The organism is Citrobacter sp. Res13-Sevr-PEB04-36 (assembly GCF_015672735.1).
GTDB lineage: Bacteria > Pseudomonadota > Gammaproteobacteria > Enterobacterales > Enterobacteriaceae > Citrobacter.
Map to the genome: position 1 here is coordinate 100390 of NZ_JADABY010000018.1, position 22756 is coordinate 123145.

The 22756-nt window shown below is 53.3% G+C and carries 17 protein-coding genes; 14 read left to right on the forward strand and 3 right to left on the reverse strand.

The genetic code is table 11. From position 1 onward, the window contains the following. The first annotated feature begins 101 nt into the window (after positions 1–101). From IMQ48_RS05990 to IMQ48_RS06020, 7 genes are all read left to right on the forward strand, one after another. Positions 102–2366, forward strand: coding sequence for a ComEC family protein (locus IMQ48_RS05990; protein WP_196208284.1), 2265 nt, complete (start codon positions 102–104; stop codon positions 2364–2366). A 36-nt stretch (positions 2367–2402) separates the two neighbouring features. Beyond that, complete coding sequence (gene msbA / locus IMQ48_RS05995; RefSeq protein ID WP_196208285.1) at positions 2403–4151, forward strand: lipid A ABC transporter ATP-binding protein/permease MsbA; 1749 nt, start codon at positions 2403–2405, stop codon at positions 4149–4151. Next, positions 4148–5125 carry a tetraacyldisaccharide 4'-kinase gene (gene lpxK, locus IMQ48_RS06000; RefSeq protein ID WP_196208286.1) on the forward strand — a complete coding sequence of 326 codons (978 nt, stop codon included), beginning with the start codon at positions 4148–4150 and terminating at the stop codon, positions 5123–5125. The genes msbA and lpxK overlap by 4 nt, the downstream gene beginning before the upstream one ends. 41 nt (positions 5126–5166) lie before the next feature. After that, complete coding sequence (locus IMQ48_RS06005; RefSeq protein ID WP_196208287.1) at positions 5167–6399, forward strand: winged helix-turn-helix domain-containing protein; 1233 nt, start codon at positions 5167–5169, stop codon at positions 6397–6399. A 51-nt stretch (positions 6400–6450) separates the two neighbouring features. After that, entirely contained in the window at positions 6451–6633 is a 183-nt protein-coding gene (gene ycaR / locus IMQ48_RS06010) for a protein YcaR (protein WP_096757674.1), read from the forward strand. Continuing rightward, positions 6630–7376: a 3-deoxy-manno-octulosonate cytidylyltransferase gene (gene kdsB / locus IMQ48_RS06015; protein ID WP_196208288.1), complete on the forward strand. Its 747-nt coding sequence runs from the start codon at positions 6630–6632 to the stop codon at positions 7374–7376. Before ycaR ends, kdsB begins: the two co-directional genes overlap by 4 nt. 177 nt (positions 7377–7553) lie before the next feature. Continuing rightward, positions 7554–8447 carry a YcbJ family phosphotransferase gene (locus tag IMQ48_RS06020; protein WP_196208289.1) on the forward strand — a complete coding sequence of 298 codons (894 nt, stop codon included), beginning with the start codon at positions 7554–7556 and terminating at the stop codon, positions 8445–8447. Here the strand turns inward: IMQ48_RS06020 and elyC are convergent. Then, positions 8424–9203: an envelope biogenesis factor ElyC gene (gene elyC, locus IMQ48_RS06025; protein ID WP_196208290.1), complete on the reverse strand. Its 780-nt coding sequence runs from the start codon at positions 9201–9203 to the stop codon at positions 8424–8426. The genes IMQ48_RS06020 and elyC overlap by 24 nt on opposite strands. Positions 9204–9338: 135 nt before the next feature. Here elyC and cmoM point away from each other — a divergent pair, with 135 nt between their 5' ends. From cmoM to IMQ48_RS06060, 7 genes are all read left to right on the forward strand, one after another. Continuing rightward, positions 9339–10118: a tRNA uridine 5-oxyacetic acid(34) methyltransferase CmoM gene (gene cmoM, locus IMQ48_RS06030; protein WP_196208291.1), complete on the forward strand. Its 780-nt coding sequence runs from the start codon at positions 9339–9341 to the stop codon at positions 10116–10118. Positions 10119–10121: 3 nt separating this feature from the next. Further along, positions 10122–11444, forward strand: a complete 1323-nt coding sequence (gene mukF / locus IMQ48_RS06035; RefSeq protein ID WP_096757668.1) for a chromosome partition protein MukF — start codon at positions 10122–10124, stop codon at positions 11442–11444. Next, positions 11425–12129, forward strand: a complete 705-nt coding sequence (gene mukE / locus IMQ48_RS06040; protein WP_196208292.1) for a chromosome partition protein MukE — start codon at positions 11425–11427, stop codon at positions 12127–12129. Before mukF ends, mukE begins: the two co-directional genes overlap by 20 nt. Continuing rightward, positions 12129–16589 (forward strand): chromosome partition protein MukB, encoded by a 4461-nt coding sequence (gene mukB / locus IMQ48_RS06045; RefSeq protein WP_196208293.1) that lies wholly within the window; start codon positions 12129–12131, stop codon positions 16587–16589. The genes mukE and mukB overlap by 1 nt, the downstream gene beginning before the upstream one ends. Before the next feature lie 259 nt (positions 16590–16848). Next, entirely contained in the window at positions 16849–18600 is a 1752-nt protein-coding gene (gene ldtD, locus IMQ48_RS06050; RefSeq protein ID WP_196208294.1) for a L,D-transpeptidase, read from the forward strand. 177 nt (positions 18601–18777) lie between these two features. After that, positions 18778–19326: a YcbK family protein gene (locus IMQ48_RS06055; RefSeq protein ID WP_135322495.1), complete on the forward strand. Its 549-nt coding sequence runs from the start codon at positions 18778–18780 to the stop codon at positions 19324–19326. A gap of 27 nt (positions 19327–19353) precedes the next feature. Next, entirely contained in the window at positions 19354–20001 is a 648-nt protein-coding gene (locus tag IMQ48_RS06060; RefSeq protein WP_196208295.1) for an MBL fold metallo-hydrolase, read from the forward strand. A gap of 89 nt (positions 20002–20090) precedes the next feature. On the opposite strand, the gene aspC is transcribed toward IMQ48_RS06060, so the two are convergent. Both aspC and ompF read right to left on the reverse strand, forming a co-directional pair. Continuing rightward, on the reverse strand, positions 20091–21281 hold the full coding sequence (aspC, locus tag IMQ48_RS06065) for an aspartate transaminase (RefSeq protein ID WP_196208296.1): 1191 nt from the start codon (positions 21279–21281) through the stop codon (positions 20091–20093). 183 nt (positions 21282–21464) lie between these two features. Then, complete coding sequence (gene ompF, locus IMQ48_RS06070; RefSeq protein ID WP_196208297.1) at positions 21465–22562, reverse strand: porin OmpF; 1098 nt, start codon at positions 22560–22562, stop codon at positions 21465–21467. Positions 22563–22756: the final 194 nt, after the last annotated feature.

Genomic DNA, 22756 nt, shown 5'->3' on the forward strand with positions numbered 1-22756 from the left:
CCACTGATCAATAACAGCGGAACGCACGCTGGAAAACGAAAAATCATTGCCAGACAACCGCAGCGTTGTCCTGCACACTTCCTGTAACAGGGAGGTGTTTCGTGAAAATAACAACGGCCAGTATGTGTGCATTGTGCGGTATTCTCCCGCTTACTGTATTACCCACGCTGCCCGCAATGCAGTGTGTCAGCGGGCTGTTTTTCCTGGCGTGTATGCTGTGTCTTATTCCACACAAGTCTCTGCTATACGCCGGGTTAACCCTGTTGTTCTTTCTCTGGGGAATACTGGCGGCGAAAGATGCTATCTGGGCAGCAAATACGCTCCCTGCGGACACACGGCAGGCTGTTGTGCAGATAACTGGCACTGATCATATGACCACACACTATGGGCAGATTACTCATCTGCAGGGGAGACGAATATTTCCATCCGTTGGGATCGTGCTATATGGACAATATTTACCCAGTGAGGTTTGTGCGGGTCAGCAATGGGCTATGACGCTTAAGGTACGCGCGATACACGGCCAATTAAATGAAGGGGGATTTGATAGCCAGCGCTATGCTTTAGCGCAGCACCAACCGCTGACGGGACGTTTCCTGCAGGCTACCATCATCTCGCCGCAGTGTAGCTTGCGCGCCCGTTATCTCTCTTCGTTGAAAGCAACGTTAGCCGTTTATCCCTGGCAGCAGGTGATACTGGGCCTGGGAATGGGGGAGCGACTATCTGTTTCGCAAGAGGTGAAAACCATTATGCGCGATACCGGTACAGCGCATTTGATGGCTATTTCCGGGCTGCATATTGCCTTTGCCGCGCTTTTGGCCGGCGGGCTAATCCGTGTTGGGCAATTTTTTATGCCAACTCGCTGGATCGTCTGGCAGATTCCGCTGGTGGGGGGAATCGCCTGTGCGATGTTTTATGCATGGTTAACAGGACTGCAACCCCCCGCATTACGCACCGTGGTTGCACTCATTGTCTGGGGCGCGCTTAAACTGAGTGGGCGACAGTGGAGTGGGTGGGCAGTCTGGACATGCTGCCTGGCCGCGATTGTGGTGGTTGACCCTGTCGCTGTTCTCTCCCAAAGCCTGTGGTTGTCTGCATTTGCCGTTGCGGCGTTGATATTCTGGTATCAATGGTTCCCATTGCCCGAGTTGTCGCTCACCCGGGCAGGACGCATATTTCTTGAGCTCGCGCATCTCCAGTTAGGCATTACGCTACTGCTTTTGCCAATGCAAATCGCCCTGTTTCACGGTATCAGCCTGACCTCATTTCTGGCTAATTTGTTTGCCGTTCCACTGGTCACGTTTGTTTCTGTCCCGTTGATACTCGCGGGTATGATTGTGCACTTAACCGGACCGTTGGTTGTCGAGACCGGTTGCTGGTATCTGGCCGATCGATCGCTGGCACTCTTATTCTGGGCGCTCAATAGCCTACCAGAAGGTTGGATTAACATTGATCAGCGCTGGCAATGGCTTTCGTTATCGCCCTGGGCGATGCTCGTGGCATGGCGACTGAACGCCTGGCGTACCTTACCGGTAGTCTGCATTTCGGCAGTGCTTTTGTTGAGTTTTCCATTCTGGCGACCTGCGCGAACGCAAGTATGGCAGGTGTATATGCTGGATGTTGGGCAGGGACTGGCAATGATCATAGCCCGAAATGGTAAGGCGATCCTCTATGATACCGGGCTGGCATGGCCAGGGGGCGACAGCGCACAGCAGTTGATTATCCCCTGGTTACGCTGGCACAACCTGACGCCTGAAGGGATCGTATTGAGCCATGAACATCTGGATCATCGGGGGGGTATGGATTCGTTACTGAAAACCTGGCCAGCAATGTGGGTGAGAAGCCCGCTGGGATGGAAAGGTCATTTACCCTGCTTTCGCGGTGAGAGTTGGCAATGGCAAGGATTAACCTTCAGCGCACACTGGCCGATTCGTGGGAATAATGATCGGGGAAATAACCATTCCTGCGTGGTGAAGGTTGACGATGGTAAGCGCAGTCTTCTACTGACCGGTGATATTGAATCTCCCGCTGAACAAAAAATGCTAAGTCACTACTGGCAGCATCTGCAGTCCACTTTTATTCAGGTTCCGCATCATGGCAGTAATACTTCCTCGTCATTAGCGCTGATCCAGCGAGTGGGAGGGCAGGCTGCTTTAGCTTCAGCTTCACGCTATAACGCCTGGCGTCTACCTTCCTGGAAAGTGAAGCAACGCTATCAGCAACAGAATTACCAATGGCTGGACACCCCTCATCAGGGGCAGGTTACGCTGGATTTTTTCCCGGAAAATTGGCAAATACGTAGTTTGCGGGATCAGATTTTACCTCGTTGGTATCATCAGTGGTTTGGCGTGCCGGAGGATAACGGGTAGAATATGCGGCTATTCTAACAAATGCTGGTTTTTTGAATGCATAACGATAAAGATCTCTCTACGTGGCAGACGTTTCGCCGACTATGGCCGACCATAGCGCCTTTTAAATCGGGTCTGATCGTGGCGGGTATAGCGTTAGTCCTTAACGCGGCCAGCGATACCTTCATGCTATCGCTCCTTAAACCATTACTGGATGATGGTTTTGGTAAAACAGATCGCTCGGTGTTGTTGTGGATGCCACTGGTGGTCATTGGGCTGATGATAGTACGTGGCTTAACCAGCTATGTCTCCAGCTACTGTATTTCCTGGGTGTCAGGCAAAGTGGTTATGACCATGCGCCGCCGCCTGTTCGGCCACATGATGGGCATGCCCGTCGCCTTTTTTGATAAACAGTCTACAGGTACGTTACTGTCTCGAATTACCTATGATTCAGAGCAGGTAGCGTCATCGTCTTCTGGCGCGCTGATCACCGTCGTGCGTGAAGGCGCCTCGATTATTGGCCTGTTTATCATGATGTTTTATTACAGCTGGCAGCTGTCACTAATTCTGATTGTGCTGGCACCCATTGTGTCGATTGCGATCCGCGTGGTTTCCAAGCGTTTCCGTAGCATCAGTAAGAATATGCAAAATACCATGGGGCAGGTGACGACCAGTGCGGAGCAGATGCTGAAAGGCCACAAAGAAGTCTTGATTTTTGGTGGTCAGGGAGTCGAAACCAAGCGTTTTGATAAAGTCAGTAACAAGATGCGTTTGCAGGGCATGAAGATGGTTTCTGCATCTTCTATCTCCGATCCTATTATTCAGCTGATTGCGTCTTTGGCACTGGCTTTCGTTTTGTATGCTGCCAGTTTCCCAAGCGTCATGGAAAACCTGACGGCGGGGACAATCACGGTGGTCTTCTCTTCAATGATTGCCTTGATGCGTCCGCTGAAGTCTCTGACTAACGTCAATGCGCAGTTCCAGCGTGGTATGGCGGCGTGCCAGACCTTATTCACTATTCTGGATAGCGAACAGGAAAAAGACGAAGGTAAACGTGTTATCGAACGCGCGACTGGCGATCTGGAATTCCGTAACGTCACTTTTACCTATCCGGGTCGTGAAGTGCCTGCGTTGCGTAACATCAACCTGAATATTCCGGCAGGGAAAACCGTTGCGCTGGTAGGGCGTTCAGGCTCAGGTAAATCCACCATCGCCAGTTTGATCACGCGCTTCTATGACATTGATGAAGGGCAGATTCTGATGGATGGACACGATCTGCGCGAATATACCCTGGCATCCTTGCGCGATCAGGTGGCGCTGGTTTCGCAGAACGTGCATCTGTTTAACGACACGGTAGCCAATAACATCGCCTACGCGCGTACGGATATCTACAGCCGCGAACAGATTGAAGAAGCGGCGCGAATGGCCTACGCCATGGACTTCATCAACAAAATGGATGATGGTCTGGATACGGTCATCGGCGAGAACGGTGTGCTGCTTTCTGGCGGTCAACGCCAGCGTATCGCTATCGCCCGTGCCTTGCTGCGCGACAGTCCGATTCTGATCCTCGATGAAGCAACCTCGGCTCTGGATACCGAATCCGAACGCGCTATTCAGGCGGCTCTTGATGAACTGCAGAAAAACCGCACCTCGCTGGTCATTGCGCACCGTCTTTCGACCATCGAACAAGCGGATGAGATTGTCGTTGTGGAAGACGGGCTGATTGTTGAGCGCGGTACCCACAGCGAACTGCTTGAACAGCGTGGCGTTTATGCGCAATTACACAAAATGCAATTTGGTCAATGATCGCACGCATCTGGTCTGGTGAATCGCCGCTGTGGCGCTTGTTACTTCCACTCTCCTGGCTTTATGGCCTGGTGAGTGGAGGGATCCGCTTATGCTATACGCTTGGGCTTAAACGCGCATGGCGCGCGCCAGTGCCGGTTGTGGTAGTCGGAAACCTTACTGCTGGCGGCAATGGTAAAACGCCAGTTGTTATTTGGCTGGTTGAACACCTGCAGCAACGCAGCATTCGTGTGGGCGTGGTTTCTCGCGGTTATGGCGGAAAAGCGCAGGCGTACCCGCTGTTGCTGACGGCGGACACCACTACGGCAGAAGCGGGTGATGAACCGGTACTGATCTTCCAGCGTACTGGGGTGCCGGTTGCTGTTTCTCCGGTAAGAGCCGATGCGGTAAAAGCCATTCTTGCCCGTCATGACGTGCAGATTATCGTCACGGACGATGGCCTGCAGCATTATGCCCTGGCACGCGACGTGGAAATCGTGGTGATTGACGGCGAACGTCGGTTTGGCAATGGCTGGTGGCTTCCTGCGGGTCCAATGCGTGAACGTGCCGGGCGGCTTAAATCGGTGGATGCGGCTATCGTCAACGGCGGCGTTCCGCTGGCGGGAGAAATTCCGATGCGCCTTGAGCCGGGACTGGCCGTTAATTTACGCACTGGCGAGCGCTGCGACGTTGCGCAGCTGTCCAATATTGTTGCTATGGCCGGGATTGGTCATCCCCCGCGTTTCTTTGCCACCCTGGCGGCATGCGGGGCTAACCTACAGAAATGTGTCCCATTGGCAGACCATCAGTCTCTGACCTACAGTGACGTCAGTGCACTGTTAGTTGCCGGACAAACGCTGGTGATGACAGAAAAAGACGCGGTGAAATGTCGCGCCTTTGCTGAGGATAACTGGTGGTACCTACCTGTTGATGCGCATCTGTCGGGGGACCTGCCCGGCGTATTACTTGATAGATTAACCTCGCTGGCTCGTTAACGGTTTCACGCTGCGGCAGCGACTGACTTATGAGGTTATCCATGTCGTTGCCGTACCTTTCTCTGACGGATGCCCGTCATCTCCACCTTGCAGCGCAAGGACTGCTGAAAAAAACACGTCGTCGGGCGACTCCTGAAGATATTCTTGCGACCATTGCACGCATGTCTTTACTGCAGATCGATACCATCAACATTGTGGCGCGCAGTCCTTACCTGGTACTGTTCAGTCGTTTGGGCGACTATTCCCCACAATGGCTGGATGGCTCGCTACAGCGCGGTGAACTGATGGAATACTGGGCGCATGAAGCCTGCTTCTTACCACGTAGTGACTTTGCGCTGATTCGCCACCGTATGCTTGCCCCTGAGAATATGGGGTGGAAGTACACAGCGGCCTGGATGCAAGAACATGCTCATGAGATTGAACAGCTGCTGGTGCATATTCAGCAAAATGGACCAGTACGCTCAGCCGATTTTGAGCATTCGCGCAAGGGAACCAGCGGCTGGTGGGAATGGAAGCCGCAGAAACGTCATCTTGAAGGTCTGTTTACTGCTGGCAGGGTGATGGTGGTGGAGCGGCGTAATTTCCAGCGAGTTTATGATGTAACACATCGTGTTATGCCGCTTTGGGATGACGAGCGTGACCTGCTTTCGCAGACACAAGCAGAAATAGCCATGCTGGATAACAGCGCTCGCAGCCTCGGTATTTTTCGCGAATCGTGGCTGGCGGACTACTATCGTTTGAAACGTCCAGAACTCAAAAGCTGGCGTGATGTGCGTGCAGAACAGCGGAAAATCATCCCTGTCGATGTCGAAAGGTTGGGGCCCATGTGGCTCCATAGCGACATTCTACCATTGCTTGAACAGGCACTGGCAGGCAGGTTAACGGCTACCCACAGCGCTGTGTTATCTCCCTTTGACCCGGTGGTCTGGGATCGTAAACGCGCGGAGCAGTTGTTTGATTTTAACTATCGGCTGGAGTGCTATACGCCAGCACCGAAACGGCAGTACGGCTATTTTGTTTTGCCTTTGCTGCATCGTGGGCAGCTGGTGGGCCGTATGGATGCTAAAATGCACCGTAAAACGGGCGTGCTGGAGATTATCTCACTCTGGTTGCAGGATGGCGTCAAACCGGGAATTACCCTGCAAAGGGGCTTATTCCAGGCCATCGATGATTTCGCGCGCTGGCAACAGGCGACGCGCGTCACGCTGGGACGCTGTCCTGACGGTTTATTTGTCGACTGTCGTGATGGCTGGGAAATAGCCCCAGCCCGGTAAATGATTATGTTAATATTTACGGATTCACAATCCGGTCCATCTGGAGGAACTATGGATCATCGTCTGCTTGAAATTATTGCCTGCCCGGTATGCAATGGAAAACTCTGGTACAACCAGGAAAAACAAGAACTTATTTGTAAGCCGGATAACCTCGCGTTCCCGCTGCGAGATGGCATTCCCGTTTTGTTGGAAACGGAAGCCCGCGCCCTGACAGCGGATGAGAGCAAATCATGAGTTTTGTGGTCATTATTCCCGCGCGCTATGCATCTACACGTCTGCCCGGTAAGCCGCTGCTGGATATCAACGGCAAGCCGATGATCGTGCATGTTCTGGAACGTGCGCGTGAGTCCGGTGCCGATCGTATTATCGTTGCTACCGATCATGAAGATGTTGCTCGCGCAATTGAAGCGGTGGGTGGGGAAGTGTGCATGACGCGCGCCGATCACCAGTCCGGAACGGAGCGCCTGGCGGAAGTGGTCGAGAAATGCGGTTTTAGCGACGATACCGTTATTGTGAACGTACAGGGTGATGAGCCGATGATCCCGGCGGTCATTATTCGCCAGGTAGCAGAGAACCTGGCGCAGCGGCAGGTCGGTATGGCAACGCTTGCTGCGCCGATCCACACCACGGAAGAAGCCTTTAATCCTAATGCGGTAAAAGTGGTACTGGATTCTGAAGGTTATGCGCTCTATTTCTCACGGGCAACCATTCCCTGGGATCGCGATCGTTTTGCCAAAAGTCTTGAAACCGTCGGTGATACCTTCCTGCGTCACCTGGGGATTTATGGCTATCGCGCCGGTTTTATCCGTCGCTATGTTAATTGGCAGCCGAGTCCGCTTGAGCATATTGAAATGCTGGAGCAGCTCCGCGTGCTGTGGTACGGCGAAAAAATTCACGTGGCGGTGGCGAAAGAAGTACCCGGTACAGGTGTTGATACCGCCGAAGATCTCGAGCGCGTTCGCGCTGAAATGCGTTAGTTTTTCTAATTACACTCCCCTCACTACAGATTGATATCTGACGAGTATTAGTGGGAGGAGTGTCGTATCTTGATTCTTTTCTTCCACTTTTCTGTTCATCAATTGATCTCATCCGGGTGACATCCGTCTGCACGACGCTCATTATAAAAGCAGTCGCATTTATGAGGGCCATCTGAAATGGAACAGTTGCGTGCCGAACTCAGTCATTTACTGGGTGAAAAACTCAGTCGTATAGAATGCGTGAATGAAAAAGCGGATACGGCGCTGTGGGCATTGTATGACAGCCAGGGAAACCCGATGCCGCTGATGGCGAGAAGTTTCACCACGCCGGGTATGGCACAGCAGTTGGCATGGAAAACGTCCATGCTGGCACGCAGCGGTACGGTACGTATGCCGGTCATTTATGGCGTCCTGACGCACGAAGAACATCCCGGCCCGGACGTACTGCTACTTGAGCGTTTGCGCGGCGTGCCGGTGGAAGCACCCGCGAGAACCCCCGAACGTTGGGAACATTTAAAAGATCAGATCGTTGAAGGGATGCTGTCATGGCATCGCCAGGACAGCCGCGGTTGCGTTGGTGAGGTGGATAATACCCAGGAAAATGTCTGGCCGTCCTGGTATCGTCAACGTGTGGAGGTGTTGTGGAGCACCCTCAACCAGTTCAGCAATACCGGGTTAACGATGCAGGACAAACGGATTTTGTTCCGCACTCGAGAGTGCCTACCTGCCCTGTTTGAAGGGTTTAATGATAACTGCGTCCTGATCCACGGCAATTTCAGTTTGCGCAGTATGCTCAAAGATGCCCGTAGCGATCAGCTCCTGGCAATGGTCGGGCCGGGGTTAATGCTTTGGGCGCCAAGAGAATTTGAGCTGTTCCGGCTGATGGATAATGCGCTGGCGGAAAGCCTGCTGTGGCAATATCTGCAACGCGCGCCCGTGGCGGAGTCGTTCATCTGGCGACGCTGGCTGTACGTGTTGTGGGATGAAGTCGCCCAGTTGGTCAATACCGGGCGTTTCAATAGGTCTAACTTTGATCTGGCAACCAAATCACTGTTGCCCTGGCTCGCCTGATGAGCCCTTTAGCCACTGCCAGATCCTTCCCAGCGTTTCGTAACCGACGCGATCGCTGTGCATCAGCCAGACGGGAGACGGAATAGCGCGTTCCCACGGGTTAAGCGGAGAGTTTATCGCCAGCTGATTAGCGGGCGCTGGTAGCGGATGCAGCCCGGCCTGCTGGAAGAAGATCATCGCGCGCGGTAAATGTGATGCGGAGGTCACCAGCAGGAATGGCGCGTTACCAATTGCTTTTTTCACCGCGGCGGCTTCTTCTTCGGTATCTTTAGGTTCATCCAGCGTAATTATCTCACTGCGGGGAACCCCCAATGATTGCGCTACGCGGGCACCGACTTCTGCGGTGCTGACGGTATTGGTTTTTGCAACGCCACCAGTGAAGATCAGTTTCGATCCTGGATTAGCTCGCCACAGACGCAGTCCTTCATTGAGGCGTGGAAGGCTATTATTGATGAGATTTGAACTCGGTGCCCATTGTGGGTTCCAGGTATAGCCCCCGCCCAGTACCACAACGTATTCTACTTTTTGCGTATCCTGCCAGGTAGGATAGGTATCTTCAATCGGTTTAAGCAGGCTATCGGCGACGGGTTGTAAGCTGAGTAGCAAAAGCGCTAGCCAGCTCAGACTAATACACACTTTCCCTGTTTTCTGAAAGCGACTAAACCAGACTAACGCCAGCCCTATCCCCATCACCAGCAGCATCAACGGAAGCGGCAGCATCATACCGCCAATCACTTTCTTCAGCGTAAAAAGCATCCTTTTTGGTTCCTTTTTTAACCATACAGCAGAAGATCAGCAGGGATATTACACCAGAAAGGTTCATTCTCGGCGCGGGTGTGACAAAATAGCGGTTTTACTTAGTCACCCTTAAGCCAGCATGTGGAGCGCGCGATGCGGGATCGCAATTTTGATGACATTGCCGAGAAGTTTTCCCGTAACATTTACGGTACCACCAAAGGTCAGCTTCGTCAGACGATCCTCTGGCAGGATCTGGACGCGCTTCTTGCCAACTATGCGGGCCAAACGTTGCGTGTGCTTGATGCGGGTGGCGGAGAAGGGCAGACAGCCATCCTGATGGCACAACGGGGCCATCACGTCACCCTGTGCGATCTGTCTGCTGAAATGGTGGCGCGGGCGCAACGTGCGGCAGAAGAGCAAGGTGTGAGCGACAACATGCATTTTATACATTGTGCCGCTCAGGACATTCCACAGCATTTGGATTCTCAGGTTGATCTGATATTGTTTCATGCTGTGCTGGAATGGGTGGCCGACCCGCAAGCCGTCTTAAAAACACTGTGGTCGATGTTACGCCCGGGCGGTGCTTTATCGCTGATGTTCTACAATGCAAACGGTCTGTTGATGCGTAATGTGTTGGTCGGCAATTTTGGCTATGTACAGCAGGGAATGTATAAAAAGAAACGGCGCACGCTGTCTCCCGATTTCCCGCGCGACCCTCAGCAAGTCTATGGCTGGCTGGAGGAGATAGGCTGGGAGATAACCGGTAAAACGGGCGTGAGGGTGTTTCATGATTATCTGCGTGATAAACAAAAACAACATGACTGTTTTGACGCTTTAACAGAAATAGAAACGCGCTATTGTCGCCAGGAGCCGTTTATCAGCCTTGGGCGTTATATTCATGTCACCGCGCGCAAACCGCAGATGCAAGGATAACCTATGAGTGAATTTTCCCAGACAGTCCCCGAACTGGTTGCCTGGGCCAGAAAAAATGACTTTTCCATCTCTCTGCCGGTAGACAGACTTTCATTTCTGCTGGCTGTGGCTACGCTGAACGGTGAGCGGCTTGACGGTGAGATGAGTGAAGGCGAACTGGTGGATGCGTTCCGCCATGTTAGTGATGCGTTTGAGCAAACCAGCGAAACCATCGGCGTGCGTGCCAACAACGCGATCAACGATATGGTACGTCAACGTCTGCTGAACCGCTTTACCAGCGAGCAGGCGGAAGGAAACGCCATTTATCGTCTGACGCCTTTGGGGATTGGCATCACCGATTATTACATCCGCCAGCGTGAGTTCTCGACGCTGCGCCTTTCCATGCAGCTCTCAATTGTAGCTGGGGAACTAAAGCGTGCGGCAGACGCCGCCGAAGAAGGCGGCGATGAGTTCCATTGGCACCGCAATGTGTACGCGCCGCTGAAATATTCGGTGGCGGAAATTTTTGACAGCATCGACCTGACGCAGCGCATTATGGATGAGCAGCAGCAGCAGGTGAAAGACGACATCGCGCAGTTGTTGAATAAAGACTGGCGGGCGGCGATTTCCAGCTGCGAAATGCTGCTGTCTGAAACCTCCGGCACGCTGCGTGAACTGCAGGATACGCTGGAAGCGGCAGGGGATAAGCTACAGGCTAACCTGCTGCGTATTCAGGATTCCACCATGACCCATGACGATCTGCACTTCGTTGATCGTCTGGTGTTCGACTTACAGAGCAAGCTTGACCGTATCATCAGCTGGGGTCAGCAATCCATCGATCTGTGGATCGGCTACGATCGCCACGTGCATAAATTTATCCGTACTGCGATTGATATGGATAAAAACCGCGTCTTTGCTCAGCGTTTGCGCCAGTCTGTCCAGACTTACTTTGACGATCCGTGGGCGTTGACCTATGCCAATGCCGATCGCCTGCTGGATATGCGTGACGAAGAGATGGTGCTGCGTGACGAAGAGGTTACCGGGGAACTGCCGCCGGATCTGGAGTATGAAGAATTTAACGAGATCCGCGAACAGCTGGCGGCGATCATCGAAGAACAGTTGGCTATCTATAAATCCAGACAAACGCCACTGGATCTCGGTTTGGTAGTGCGCGAATATCTGGCGCAATACCCACGGGCGCGTCACTTTGATGTCGCACGTATTGTTATCGATCAGGCGGTACGCCTTGGCGTAGCGCAAGCAGATTTCACCGGACTGCCAGCCAAATGGCAGCCGATTAATGATTACGGAGCCAAGGTACAGGCGCATGTCATTGACAAATATTGAAAAAGTGATGCCGGTTAAGCTGGCGCAGGCGCTGGCGAATCCGTTATTTCCGGCGCTGGACAGCGCATTACGTTCAGGCCGACACATCGGTCTGGATGAGCTGGACAATCATGCCTTCCTGATGGATTTTCAGGAATACTTTGAAGAATTTTACAGCCGCTATAACGTGGAACTCATTCGTGCCCCGGAGGGTTTTTTCTACCTTCGCCCGCGCTCGACCACGCTTATTCCCCGCTCGGTGTTGTCTGAGCTGGACATGATGGTCGGTAAAATTCTTTGCTATCTCTATCTCAGCCCGGAACGTCTGGCCAATGAAGGGATTTTTACCCAGCAAGAACTGTATGACGAACTGCTGACGTTAGCGGACGAATCCAAATTGCTCAGGCTGGTGAATAACCGTTCCACCGGTTCGGACGTTGACCGTCAGAAGCTGCAGGAAAAAGTCCGTTCTTCATTAAACCGCCTGCGCCGCTTAGGTATGGTGTGGTTTATGGGCCATGACAGCAGCAAATTCCGCATTACGGAGTCGGTCTTCCGCTTTGGCGCGGATGTGCGCAGCGGCGACGATCCACGCGAAGCGCAGCGTCGCTTAATCCGCGATGGTGAAGCGATGTCGGTCGAAAACCACCTGCAACTCAACGATGAGCCAGAAGAGAATCAGCCGGACAGTGGAGAGGAAGAATAATGATTGAACGCGGTAAATTTCGCTCACTAACGCTGATTAACTGGAATGGTTTTTTTGCCCGCACCTTTGACCTCGACGAACTGGTCACTACGCTGTCCGGTGGGAACGGGGCGGGTAAATCCACCACTATGGCGGCATTTGTTACGGCGCTGATCCCGGACTTAACCCTGCTGCATTTCCGTAACACTACCGAAGCCGGTGCGACCAGCGGTTCTCGTGATAAAGGCCTGCACGGTAAGCTCAAAGCAGGTGTCTGTTATTCGATGCTTGACGTCCTGAACTCGCGTCATCAGCGCGTGGTGGTTGGCGTGCGCTTGCAGCAGGTTGCCGGGCGCGATCGTAAAGTGGATATCAAACCGTTCGCCATTCAGGGGCTGCCGATGTCGGTACAGCCAACCGAGCTGGTCACGGAAACGTTGAATGAGCGTCAGGCGCGCGTCCTGTCTCTTGCTGAGCTGAAAGATAAGCTTGAAGAGATGGAAGGCGTCCAGTTTAAGCAGTTCAACTCGATAACCGATTATCATTCGCTGATGTTCGATTTGGGCATCATCGCTCGTCGTCTGCGCTCCGCTTCTGACCGAAGTAAATTCTATCGCCTGATTGAAGCTTCGCTGTACGGCGGGATCTCCAGCGCCATCACCCGTTCGCTGCGCGACTATCTGCTGCCGGAAAACGGCGGGGTGCGTAAAGCATTCCAGGATATGGAAGCCGCACTGCGTGAAAACCGCATGACGCTGGAAGCGATACGCGTGACCCAGTCAGACCGCGACCTGTTTAAGCACCTGATCAGCGAAGCGACCAACTACGTGGCCGCGGACTATATGCGCCATGCCAACGAGCGTCGTATCCATCTGGATAAAGCGCTGGAATATCGTCGCGAGCTGCACACGTCGCGTAAACAGCTGGCGGCAGAGCAGTATAAGCACGTGGAGATGGCGCGTGAGCTGGGTGAACACAATGGCGCCGAAGGCGACCTTGAAGCCGATTATCAGGCCGCCAGCGATCACCTGAATCTGGTGCAAACCGCGCTGCGTCAGCAGGAAAAAATCGAACGCTACGAAGCGGATCTTGAAGAGTTACAGATTCGTCTCGAAGAACAAAATGAAGTGGTGGCGGAAGCCACCGATCGCCAGGAAGATAACGAAGCGCGTGCTGAGGCCGCCGAGCTGGAAGTGGATGAGCTGAAAAGCCAGCTTGCCGATTATCAGCAGGCGCTGGACGTCCAGCAAACGCGTGCGATTCAGTACACTCAGGCAATTCAGGCGCTGAGTCGGGCCAAAGAGATCTGTCATTTGCCAGATCTGACGCCAGACTCCGCAGCAGAGTGGCTGGAAACCTTCCAGGCTAAAGAGCAGGAAGCCACGGAAAAACTGCTAACGCTGGAACAAAAAATGAGCGTGGCGCAAACCGCGCACAGTCAGTTCGAACAGGCCTATCAACTGGTGGCGGCAATCAACGGTCCGCTGGCGCGTGGTGAAGCCTGGAGCGTGGCGCGTGAGTTACTGCGTGAAGGTGTTGAGCAACGGCATCTGGCGGAGCAGGCTCAGCCGCTGCGCATGCGGCTGAGTGAGCTGGAACAGCGTCTGCGCGAACAGCAGGAAGCTGAGCGTTTGCTGGCTGAGTTTTGTAAGCGTCAGGGTAAACATTTCGATATCGACGAGCTGGAAGCCCTGCATCAGGAGCTGGAAGCCCGCATCGCATCCCTGTCTGATAGCGTATCGTCCGCTAGCGAACAGCGTATGACCCTGCGTCAGGAGCAGGAACAGCTACAATCCCGTATTCAGCATTTAATGCAGCGTGCTCCTGTCTGGCTGGCGGCGCAAAATAGCCTCAACCAGCTTAGCGAACAGTGTGGTGAAGAGTTCACCTCCAGTCAGGACGTGACCGAATACCTGCAACAGCTGCTGGAGCGTGAACGCGAAGCCATTGTTGAGCGTGATGAAGTTGGTGCGCGCAAAAACGCGGTTGATGAAGAGATTGAGCGCTTAAGTCAGCCGGGGGGCGCAGAAGATCAGCGCCTCAACGCACTGGCTGAACGTTTTGGCGGCGTGTTGCTGTCAGAAATCTACGATGATGTCAGCCTTGAGGATGCCCCGTATTTCTCCGCGCTGTATGGTCCGTCGCGCCACGCCATCGTGGTACCGGATCTGTCGCTGGTTACCGAACAACTGGCCGGACTGACGGATTGCCCGGAAGATCTCTATTTCATCGAAGGGGACCCGCAGTCATTTGATGACAGCGTCTTCAGCGTAGATGAACTGGAAGGCGCGGTGGTGGTGAAAACCGCCGAGCGCCAGTGGCGTTATTCCCGTTTCCCGACGGTGCCGATTTTTGGTCGCGCCGCGAGGGAAAGCCGCATTGAAACCCTGCATGCCGAACGTGAGGGGCTGTCCGAGCGCTTCGCCACGCTCTCGTTTGACGTCCAGAAAACCCAGCGTCTGCACCAGGCGTTCAGCCGCTTTATTGGCAGTCATCTGGCGGTTGCGTTTGAAGCCGATCCGGAAGCCGAGATCCGTCAGCTGAACAGCCGTCGCGTTGAACTGGAGCGTGCGCTGACCAATCATGAAAATGATAACCAGCAGCAACGTATGCAGTTTGAACAGGCGAAAGAGGGCGTCTCAGCCCTCAACCGTCTGTTGCCGCGTTTGAATCTGCTGGCCGATGATACGCTTGCTGACCGCGTGGACGAAATCCGTGAACGTCTGGATGAAGCCCAGGAAGCCGCGCGTTTCGTTCAGCAGCATGGCAACCAGCTCGCCAAACTGGAGCCGATGGTTTCTGTTCTGCAAAATGACCCCGAGCAGTTTGAACAGTTAAAAGAAGACTACGCGTACTCGCAGCAGATGCAGCGGGACGCGCGCCAGCAGGCGTTTGCGCTGACTGAAGTCGTCCAGCGTCGCGCGCACTTTAGCTATTCCGACTCGGCCGAAATGCTCAGCGGCAACAGCGATCTGAACGAGAAGCTGCGCGAACGTCTGGAGCACGCTGAAGCTGAACGTACCCGTGCCCGTGACGCCTTGCGCAGTCATGCCGCGCAGCTGAGCCAGTACAGCCAGGTGATGGCGTCGCTGAAAAGCTCGTACGACACCAAAAAAGAACTTCTCAACGATTTACAGCGTGAGCTGCAGGATATTGGCGTTCGCGCCGATAGCGGCGCGGAAGAACGTGCGCGTATCCGTCGTGATGAGCTGCACGCGCAGCTAAGCAACAACCGTGCGCGCCGTAACCAGCTGGAAAAAGCACTGACCTTCTGCGAAGCGGAGATGGACAACCTGACCCGTAGGCTGCGCAAGCTGGAACGTGATTACTTTGAAATGCGTGAGCAGGTGGTCATGGCGAAAGCCGGATGGTGTGCCGTGATGCGCATGGTGAAAGATAATGGCGTTGAACGTCGTCTGCACCGTCGTGAGCTGGCTTATCTTTCCGGGGATGAATTACGTTCAATGTCGGATAAGGCGTTGGGTGCGCTACGTCTGGCGGTGGCGGATAACGAACACCTGCGTGACGTACTGCGCATGTCAGAAGATCCGAAGCGTCCGGAACGCAAAATCCAGTTCTTCGTGGCGGTCTACCAGCATCTGCGCGAACGTATTCGTCAGGATATTATCCGCACCGACGATCCGGTGGAAGCCATCGAGCAAATGGAAATTGAGCTGAGCCGCCTGACGGAAGAGTTAACCTCGCGTGAGCAGAAGCTGGCGATCAGCTCCCGCAGCGTGGCGAACATCATCCGTAAGACTATCCAGCGCGAGCAAAACCGTATTCGTATGCTGAACCAGGGTCTGCAAAACGTCTCCTTCGGTCAGGTTAACAGCGTGCGTCTGAACGTTAACGTGCGTGAAACCCACGCCACGTTGCTGGATGTCCTGTCCGAGCAGCACGAGCAGCACCAGGATCTGTTTAACAGTAACCGCCTGACCTTCTCGGAGGCGCTGGCGAAGCTGTATCAGCGTCTGAATCCGCAGATTGACATGGGGCAGCGCACGCCGCAAACCATCGGTGAAGAGCTACTGGACTACCGCAACTATCTGGAAATGGAAGTTGAAGTTAACCGTGGTTCAGACGGCTGGCTGCGTGCTGAGTCCGGCGCGCTGTCAACGGGGGAAGCGATCGGTACCGGGATGTCGATCCTGGTGATGGTTGTGCAAAGCTGGGAAGATGAAGGGCGTAGACTGCGCGGGAAAGATATTTCGCCTTGCCGTCTGCTGTTCCTTGATGAGGCCGCGCGACTTGATGCGCGCTCTATCGCGACGCTGTTTGAACTGTGTGAGCGTTTGCAAATGCAGCTTATCATCGCCGCGCCGGAGAACATCAGTCCGGAGAAAGGCACCACCTATAAACTGGTGCGTAAGGTCTTCCAGAATACTGAGCACGTTCATGTAGTGGGTCTGCGCGGGTTTGCACCGCAGCTACCTGAACCGTTGCCTGGAACGGAAGACGCCTCTTCGCAGGCAAGTTAAGTCAGGAAGGCGGCTAAAGAGCCGCCTTCTTCTTTTCTGAAAAGTGTTCAATGCCTGGTGTAATTTCTTTATATTTCTTTACATTAGGTTAGGCAAAAACGATTTGATGTTTATATACTGAAGATAAGCCTGACGCGTCACCGGGCTTGCTCGTCATACTTCAGAGTGTATTGGCGTTTTACAGGCCCACCCCGAGATAAGCGGGAGAGCACTGACGGCCTGGCTATTTAAGTATGATAAAGAAAACAGGGGGCAAGGGATGTTGCTTAATAAAATGTGTAGTCGTCGGCTGTCGGCAATCAGTTTGTGCCTGGCCGTAACATTCGCTCCGCTGTTCAATGCGCAGGCCGATGAGCCTGAAATGATCCCTGGTGACAGCTCAGCGGCCGTCAGCGAGCAGCCAACCGCGCTATTACAGCCGCAGGGACAATCTTTCGCTACAGCCGTGATGGCAGGTATTCAGGCACTGCCGGATGGCGCGTCTGCGGAAAAAGCCCGCACAGAATTACGTTCTCAACTTCCAGCAAGTTATACGCCGGTTTACATGAGTCAGCTGGAGCTGTTGTACGCTGCACGCGATATGAAACCGATGTGGGAGAATCGCGATGCGGTCAAAGCCTTTCAGCAGCAGTTAGCCGAGGTGGCGATTGCCGGTTTTCAACCGCAGTTCACTACCTGGGTGGCTTTACTGACCGACCCTGGCGTAACGGGGCTGGCGCGGGATGCTGTCCTTTCTGACGCGATGATGGGCTACCTTCACTTTATTGCCAACATCCCGGTTAAAGGCAACCGATGGTTATACAGCGATAAGCCCTACGCGCTAACCACGCCACCCATTTCGGTGATCAATCAATGGCAGGTGGCGTTGGATAACGGCCAGTTAACCCCCTTTATTGCCAGCCTGACGCCGCAGCACCCGCAGTATGCGGCGATGCATGAATCACTGTTGAAGCTGGTGGGCGATTCACGTCCGTGGCCACAGTTAACCAGCACAGCCACGCTGCGCCCAGGTGAATGGAGCAATGACATTCCGGCCCTGCGCGAAATTTTGCAGCGTACCGGCATGCTGGATTCGACAGTCAGTACATCTGCCCGAGAAGGGCGTGGCGCTTACGACAGTGAACTGGTTGCAGCGGTAAAGCGTTTTCAGACCTGGCAAGGACTGGGGGCCGATGGTGCAATTGGTCCTGCAACGCGTGACTGGCTGAACGTGACGCCGGCGCAGCGCGCGGGCGTGCTGGCACTGAATATTCAGCGTTTACGCCTGCTACCGGGCGAGTTGTCTACCGGGATCATGGTTAATATTCCGGCTTACTCGCTGGTCTATTATCAAAACGGTAATCAGGTGCTGGCTTCACGGGTCATTGTGGGACGTCCTGACCGTAAAACGCCGATGATGAGTAGCGCGCTGAATAACGTTGTCGTTAACCCGCCGTGGAATGTCCCGCCCACACTGGCACGCAAAGACATTCTGCCTAAGGTATGGAACGATCCGGGCTATCTTGAGCGTCATGGGTATACCGTGATACGTGGCTGGAACAGCAAAGAGACAATCGATCCATGGCAGGTGGACTGGGCGACGATTACGCCGTCAAATCTGCCGTTCCGCTTCCAGCAAGCGCCGGGCGCGCGCAACTCGCTGGGTCGTTATAAATTCAATATGCCGAGCTCGGATGCAATTTATCTGCACGATACGCCGAATCATAATTTGTTCCAGAAAGATACGCGGGCGCTCAGTTCCGGTTGTGTGCGCGTGAATAAGGCCTCGGAACTGGCGAATATGCTGCTGCAGGATGCAGGCTGGAATGATTCGCGGATCTCGGATGCTCTGAAGCAAGGGGACACGCGCTATGTGAATATTCGCCAAAATATTCCGGTCAATCTTTACTATCTGACCGCATTTGTTGGCCCTGATGGCCGTACGCAGTATCGTACAGATATTTACAATTACGATCTGACAGCGCGATCCAGTGCACAAATTGTGTCAAAAGCCGAACAATTAATCAGATAAATGAAGCAGTTCGAGGAAAATGATTGTCGTAAGTTATGCTGGAAACGGGGTTAACTGGCTGTAAGCCCCGTATTTCCTGGGGTTGGGAGCCTTGACGTGGACTACTTAGCCAGATAAGGTTTCTCGCGTGCGCTGATGCATACATACGATAACATTGACCTTGTAGACCTTAATACCATGGACAAATTTGACGCTAATCGCCGCAAACTGCTGGCGCTTGGTGGCATTGCCCTCGGCGCTGCCATCTTGCCCACGCCTGCGTTTGCCACACTCTCCACCCCACGTCCGCGTATATTGACTCTGAATAACCTGCATACTGGTGAGTCAATTAAAGCAGAGTTTTTTGATGGCAGGGGCTATATTCAGGACGAATTAGCAAAACTTGATCACTTTTTCCGTGATTTCCGCGCAAATAAAGTGAAATCCATCGATCCAGGATTGTTCGATCAACTCTTCCGTCTGCAAGGCCTTCTTGGCACGCGTAAACCCGTACAGCTGATCTCCGGCTATCGTTCCGTCGATACCAACAACGAACTACGCGCGCGCAGCCGCGGTGTGGCAAAGAAAAGCTACCACACCAAAGGGCAGGCAATGGATTTCCACATTGAAGGCGTTGCATTAAGTAATATTCGCAAAGCTGCGTTATCTATGCGCGCAGGTGGTGTAGGATACTACCCACGCAGTAACTTTGTGCATATTGACACCGGGCCTGCACGGCACTGGTGAGCCGTAGCTTAATGAAACAGGAGCTGTATGAACTATCGTATTATTCCGGTCACTGCCTTCGCTCAGAACTGTTCGCTGATCTGGTGTGAGCAAACGCGCCTGGCCGCGCTGGTTGACCCCGGCGGAGATGCCGAGAAAATCAAACAGGAAGTGGATGCCAGTGGTCTGACGCTCATGCAGATCCTGCTCACGCATGGCCATCTTGACCACGTGGGGGCGGCGTCTGAACTTGCGCAGTACTATGGCGTACCGGTTATCGGTCCGGAAAAAGAAGATGAGTTCTGGCTGCAGGGACTGCCCTCGCAGAGCCGTATGTTTGGTCTGGGAGACTGTGAGCCGCTGACGCCCGATCGCTGGCTAAATGAAGGCGATCGCATCAGCGTCGGCAACGTGACGTTACAGGTGTTGCATTGTCCGGGTCACACGCCGGGGCACGTGGTCTTTTTTGATGAACAGTCAAAGCTGCTGATTTCAGGCGATGTGATTTTCAAAGGTGGAGTAGGGCGCAGTGACTTCCCACGCGGTGATCACAGCCAGCTGATCGACTCGATTAAACGCAAGTTATTACCTCTCGGTGATGATGTGACGTTTATTCCCGGTCACGGCCCGCTTTCTACGCTGGGAAATGAACGCCAGCACAATCCGTTCCTGCAGGATGAAATGCCGGTCTGGTAAATCCAGTCCGTAGGCCGGATAAGGCGCTAGCCGCCATCCGGCAAAAAAAAGCCCGCACGAATATGCGGGCTTTCTCTTTTCAGGTGAGCTTACAGCACGGCGACAATAGCTTCGCACAGTGGTGCCATGTTGTCAGGCGTCATTCCCGCCACGTTCACGCGTCCGGAAGCAACCGCGTAAACGCCAAATTCTTCACGCAGACGCAGCACCTGTTCTTTCGTCAGACCGCTGAAAGAGAACATGCCGTTCTGTTTGATGATAAAGCTGAAGTCACGGTTTGCACCTTTCTCCTGCAATGTGTTCACAAACAGCAGACGCATGCGCTGAATGCGCTGACGCATATCGGTTAGTTCCTGCTCCCAGATTGCACGCAGGGCATCATTGCTCAGAATGGTGGCGACAACCGATGCACCGTGGGCCGGTGGGTTGGAATAGTTGGCACGAATGACGGACTTCATCTGGCTGAACGCGCGATCAACGGTGTCGGCATCGGCGGCAATCAGCGTACAGGCACCTACGCGCTCATTGTACAGGCCAAAGTTCTTGGAGTAAGAGCTGGCGACAATAAGCTCTTTGTGCAGCGCGGCGAATGCGCGCAGACCTTCGGCGTCTTCTTCCAGGCCACGAGCAAAGCCCTGATAAGCGAAGTCAAACAGCGGCAACCAGCCTTTTTCGACCGACAGCTGCGCCAGCGTTTGCCACTGTTCCAGCGTAGGGTCAATACCGGTTGGGTTATGGCAGCAACCGTGGAACAGTACTACGTCGCCCGCCTGTGCTTCATTGAGGCTTGCCAGCAGCGCATCAAAATCTAAGGAATGGTTTGCCGCATCGTAATAATTGTACTCACGGACTTCCAGACCGGCAGAGTTAAAGACGCTCTTATGGTTCGGCCAGCTTGGGTTACTTACCCATACGCGTTGCGTTGAGGTATTTTTTGCCAGGAAATCAGCAGCCACACGCAGTGCACCGGTACCACCAGGGGTTTGTGCGGTACGTGCGCGTTTGTCATTGATCAGTGCGTGGCCTTTACCAAACAGTAATTCCTGAGTGCAACGACCAAACTCCGGAATACCGTCAATGCCAAGGTAATTTTTGGTGGTTTCATTTTCCAGTATATATTGCTCGGCTTTTTTAACGCTGGTCAGCACCGGTGTTTTGCCTGTCTCATCTTTATATACACCGATCCCGAGGTTAATTTTCCCTGGGCGGTCATCGGCACGAAACAAATCAGCCAGGCCCAAAATTGGGTCGGCAGGAGCGGCGGTAATGTTCTCAAACATGACGAGGTTCCATTGTGGTTACAGAAGGGAAGTCCGCTATCAGGTTAACGGTAGATTTACAAAATGCCAACCGTTAGTGACGAAAAGCTGGGGTGTTTTTTGAAGACGCAAGAATCCGCTGACGGACATAAAAAAACAGGACCGAAGTCCTGTTTTTTAGGCATTTAGCAAAGAGGTCTGCTATTAGAACTGGTAAACAATACCGAGTGCTACGGTGTCGTCAGAGTTCACGCCCAGTTTGTTGTCAGAGTCGATCTGGTTGATCTGGTAGTCAACATAGGTGGACATGTTTTTGTTGAAGTAGTAGGTTGCGCCTACTTCGATGTAGTTCACCAGATCTTCGTTGCCGATACCTTCTACGTCTTTCGCTTTAGATTTGTTGTAGGAGATGGACGGACGCAGGCCGAAATCGAACTGGTACTGAGCGACAACAAAGAAATCTTGAGTTTTGTTGGCGAAGCCGTTGGTGGTAATGCCATTCAGGGTGGTGGAGAGACGGGTTGCGTTACGGGTTTCGCCGTAGTTTGCTGCCAGGTAGATGTTGTTAGCATCGTACTTCAAGCCGGTCGCCCACTGCTCAGCTTTTTTGCCGCCGTTTGCGTAGGTGGAGGTTTCCTGCGCATTGGTGCGGTCAGCTGCGCCGTAAGCACCAACGATACCGAAGCCATCCATTTCATAGCTTAAAGAACCGCCAACGCCGTCACCGTTAGAACGGCCTGTGTTGCTGACGCTACCAGTACGTTCGTTTTTGCCCAGGTACTGAACGCCGAAGTTCAGGCCGTCAACCAGACCGAAGAAGTTGGAGTTACGGTAGGTTGCAACACCACCCACACGACCCACGAAGAAGTTGTCGCTGTATGCAGTATCACCACCAAATTCTGGCAGCATATCGGTGTAGCCCAGTGCATCGTAAACGATACCGTAGTTACGACCGTAATCGAAAGAACCTGCGTCGCCATATTTCAGACCCGCAAAGGCCAGACGGGTTTTGTTGCCGTTCTGAGCGTCAGTACCGCCTTCAGAATTGTTACCGGCAAAGTTGTATTCCCACTGACCGTAACCGGTCAGATCGGAATTGATCTGAGTTTCCCCTTTGAAACCAAGACGAGCATAAGTCTGATCGCCATCGTTATCGGCGTTATCAGAAAAATAGTGCAGACCCACGGTTTTACCGTACAGATCCAGCTTGTTGCCATCTTTGTTATAAACTTCTGCAGCGTTAGCTGCCCCGGCTACCAGCAGAGCAGGGATAACCACTGCCAGAATATTGCGCTTCATCATTATTTATTACCCTCATCGGTTTTTATATGACACCTGCCACTGCCGCCAATAAATTCCGTCAATTAAAATTTACGGAACTATTGATGAGAGTTTGGTGTCTTTATGTGTCTGACAGGCATCTTTCCATTCAAACTACCGTTTCGCTACCGTCAAAGTGCTACAAATATAAAGATTTAGTTTCAAAAAGAAAAAAT

What these genes read in the sequence shown, in the direction of transcription:
- msbA (WP_196208285.1), top strand. Translation starts at nt 2,403, where the DNA reads ATGCATAACGATAAAGATCTCTCTACGTGGCAGACGTTTCGCCGACTA.
- lpxK (WP_196208286.1), top strand. Translation starts at nt 4,148, where the DNA reads ATGATCGCACGCATCTGGTCTGGTGAATCGCCGCTGTGGCGCTTGTTA.
- IMQ48_RS06005 (WP_196208287.1), top strand. Translation starts at nt 5,167, where the DNA reads ATGTCGTTGCCGTACCTTTCTCTGACGGATGCCCGTCATCTCCACCTT.
- ycaR (WP_096757674.1), top strand. Translation starts at nt 6,451, where the DNA reads ATGGATCATCGTCTGCTTGAAATTATTGCCTGCCCGGTATGCAATGGA.
- kdsB (WP_196208288.1), top strand. Translation starts at nt 6,630, where the DNA reads ATGAGTTTTGTGGTCATTATTCCCGCGCGCTATGCATCTACACGTCTG.
- IMQ48_RS06020 (WP_196208289.1), top strand. Translation starts at nt 7,554, where the DNA reads ATGGAACAGTTGCGTGCCGAACTCAGTCATTTACTGGGTGAAAAACTC.
- elyC (WP_196208290.1), bottom strand. Translation starts at nt 9,203, where the DNA reads ATGCTTTTTACGCTGAAGAAAGTGATTGGCGGTATGATGCTGCCGCTT.
- cmoM (WP_196208291.1), top strand. Translation starts at nt 9,339, where the DNA reads ATGCGGGATCGCAATTTTGATGACATTGCCGAGAAGTTTTCCCGTAAC.
- mukF (WP_096757668.1), top strand. Translation starts at nt 10,122, where the DNA reads ATGAGTGAATTTTCCCAGACAGTCCCCGAACTGGTTGCCTGGGCCAGA.
- mukE (WP_196208292.1), top strand. Translation starts at nt 11,425, where the DNA reads ATGTCATTGACAAATATTGAAAAAGTGATGCCGGTTAAGCTGGCGCAG.
- mukB (WP_196208293.1), top strand. Translation starts at nt 12,129, where the DNA reads ATGATTGAACGCGGTAAATTTCGCTCACTAACGCTGATTAACTGGAAT.
- ldtD (WP_196208294.1), top strand. Translation starts at nt 16,849, where the DNA reads ATGTTGCTTAATAAAATGTGTAGTCGTCGGCTGTCGGCAATCAGTTTG.
- IMQ48_RS06055 (WP_135322495.1), top strand. Translation starts at nt 18,778, where the DNA reads ATGGACAAATTTGACGCTAATCGCCGCAAACTGCTGGCGCTTGGTGGC.
- IMQ48_RS06060 (WP_196208295.1), top strand. Translation starts at nt 19,354, where the DNA reads ATGAACTATCGTATTATTCCGGTCACTGCCTTCGCTCAGAACTGTTCG.
- aspC (WP_196208296.1), bottom strand. Translation starts at nt 21,281, where the DNA reads ATGTTTGAGAACATTACCGCCGCTCCTGCCGACCCAATTTTGGGCCTG.
- ompF (WP_196208297.1), bottom strand. Translation starts at nt 22,562, where the DNA reads ATGATGAAGCGCAATATTCTGGCAGTGGTTATCCCTGCTCTGCTGGTA.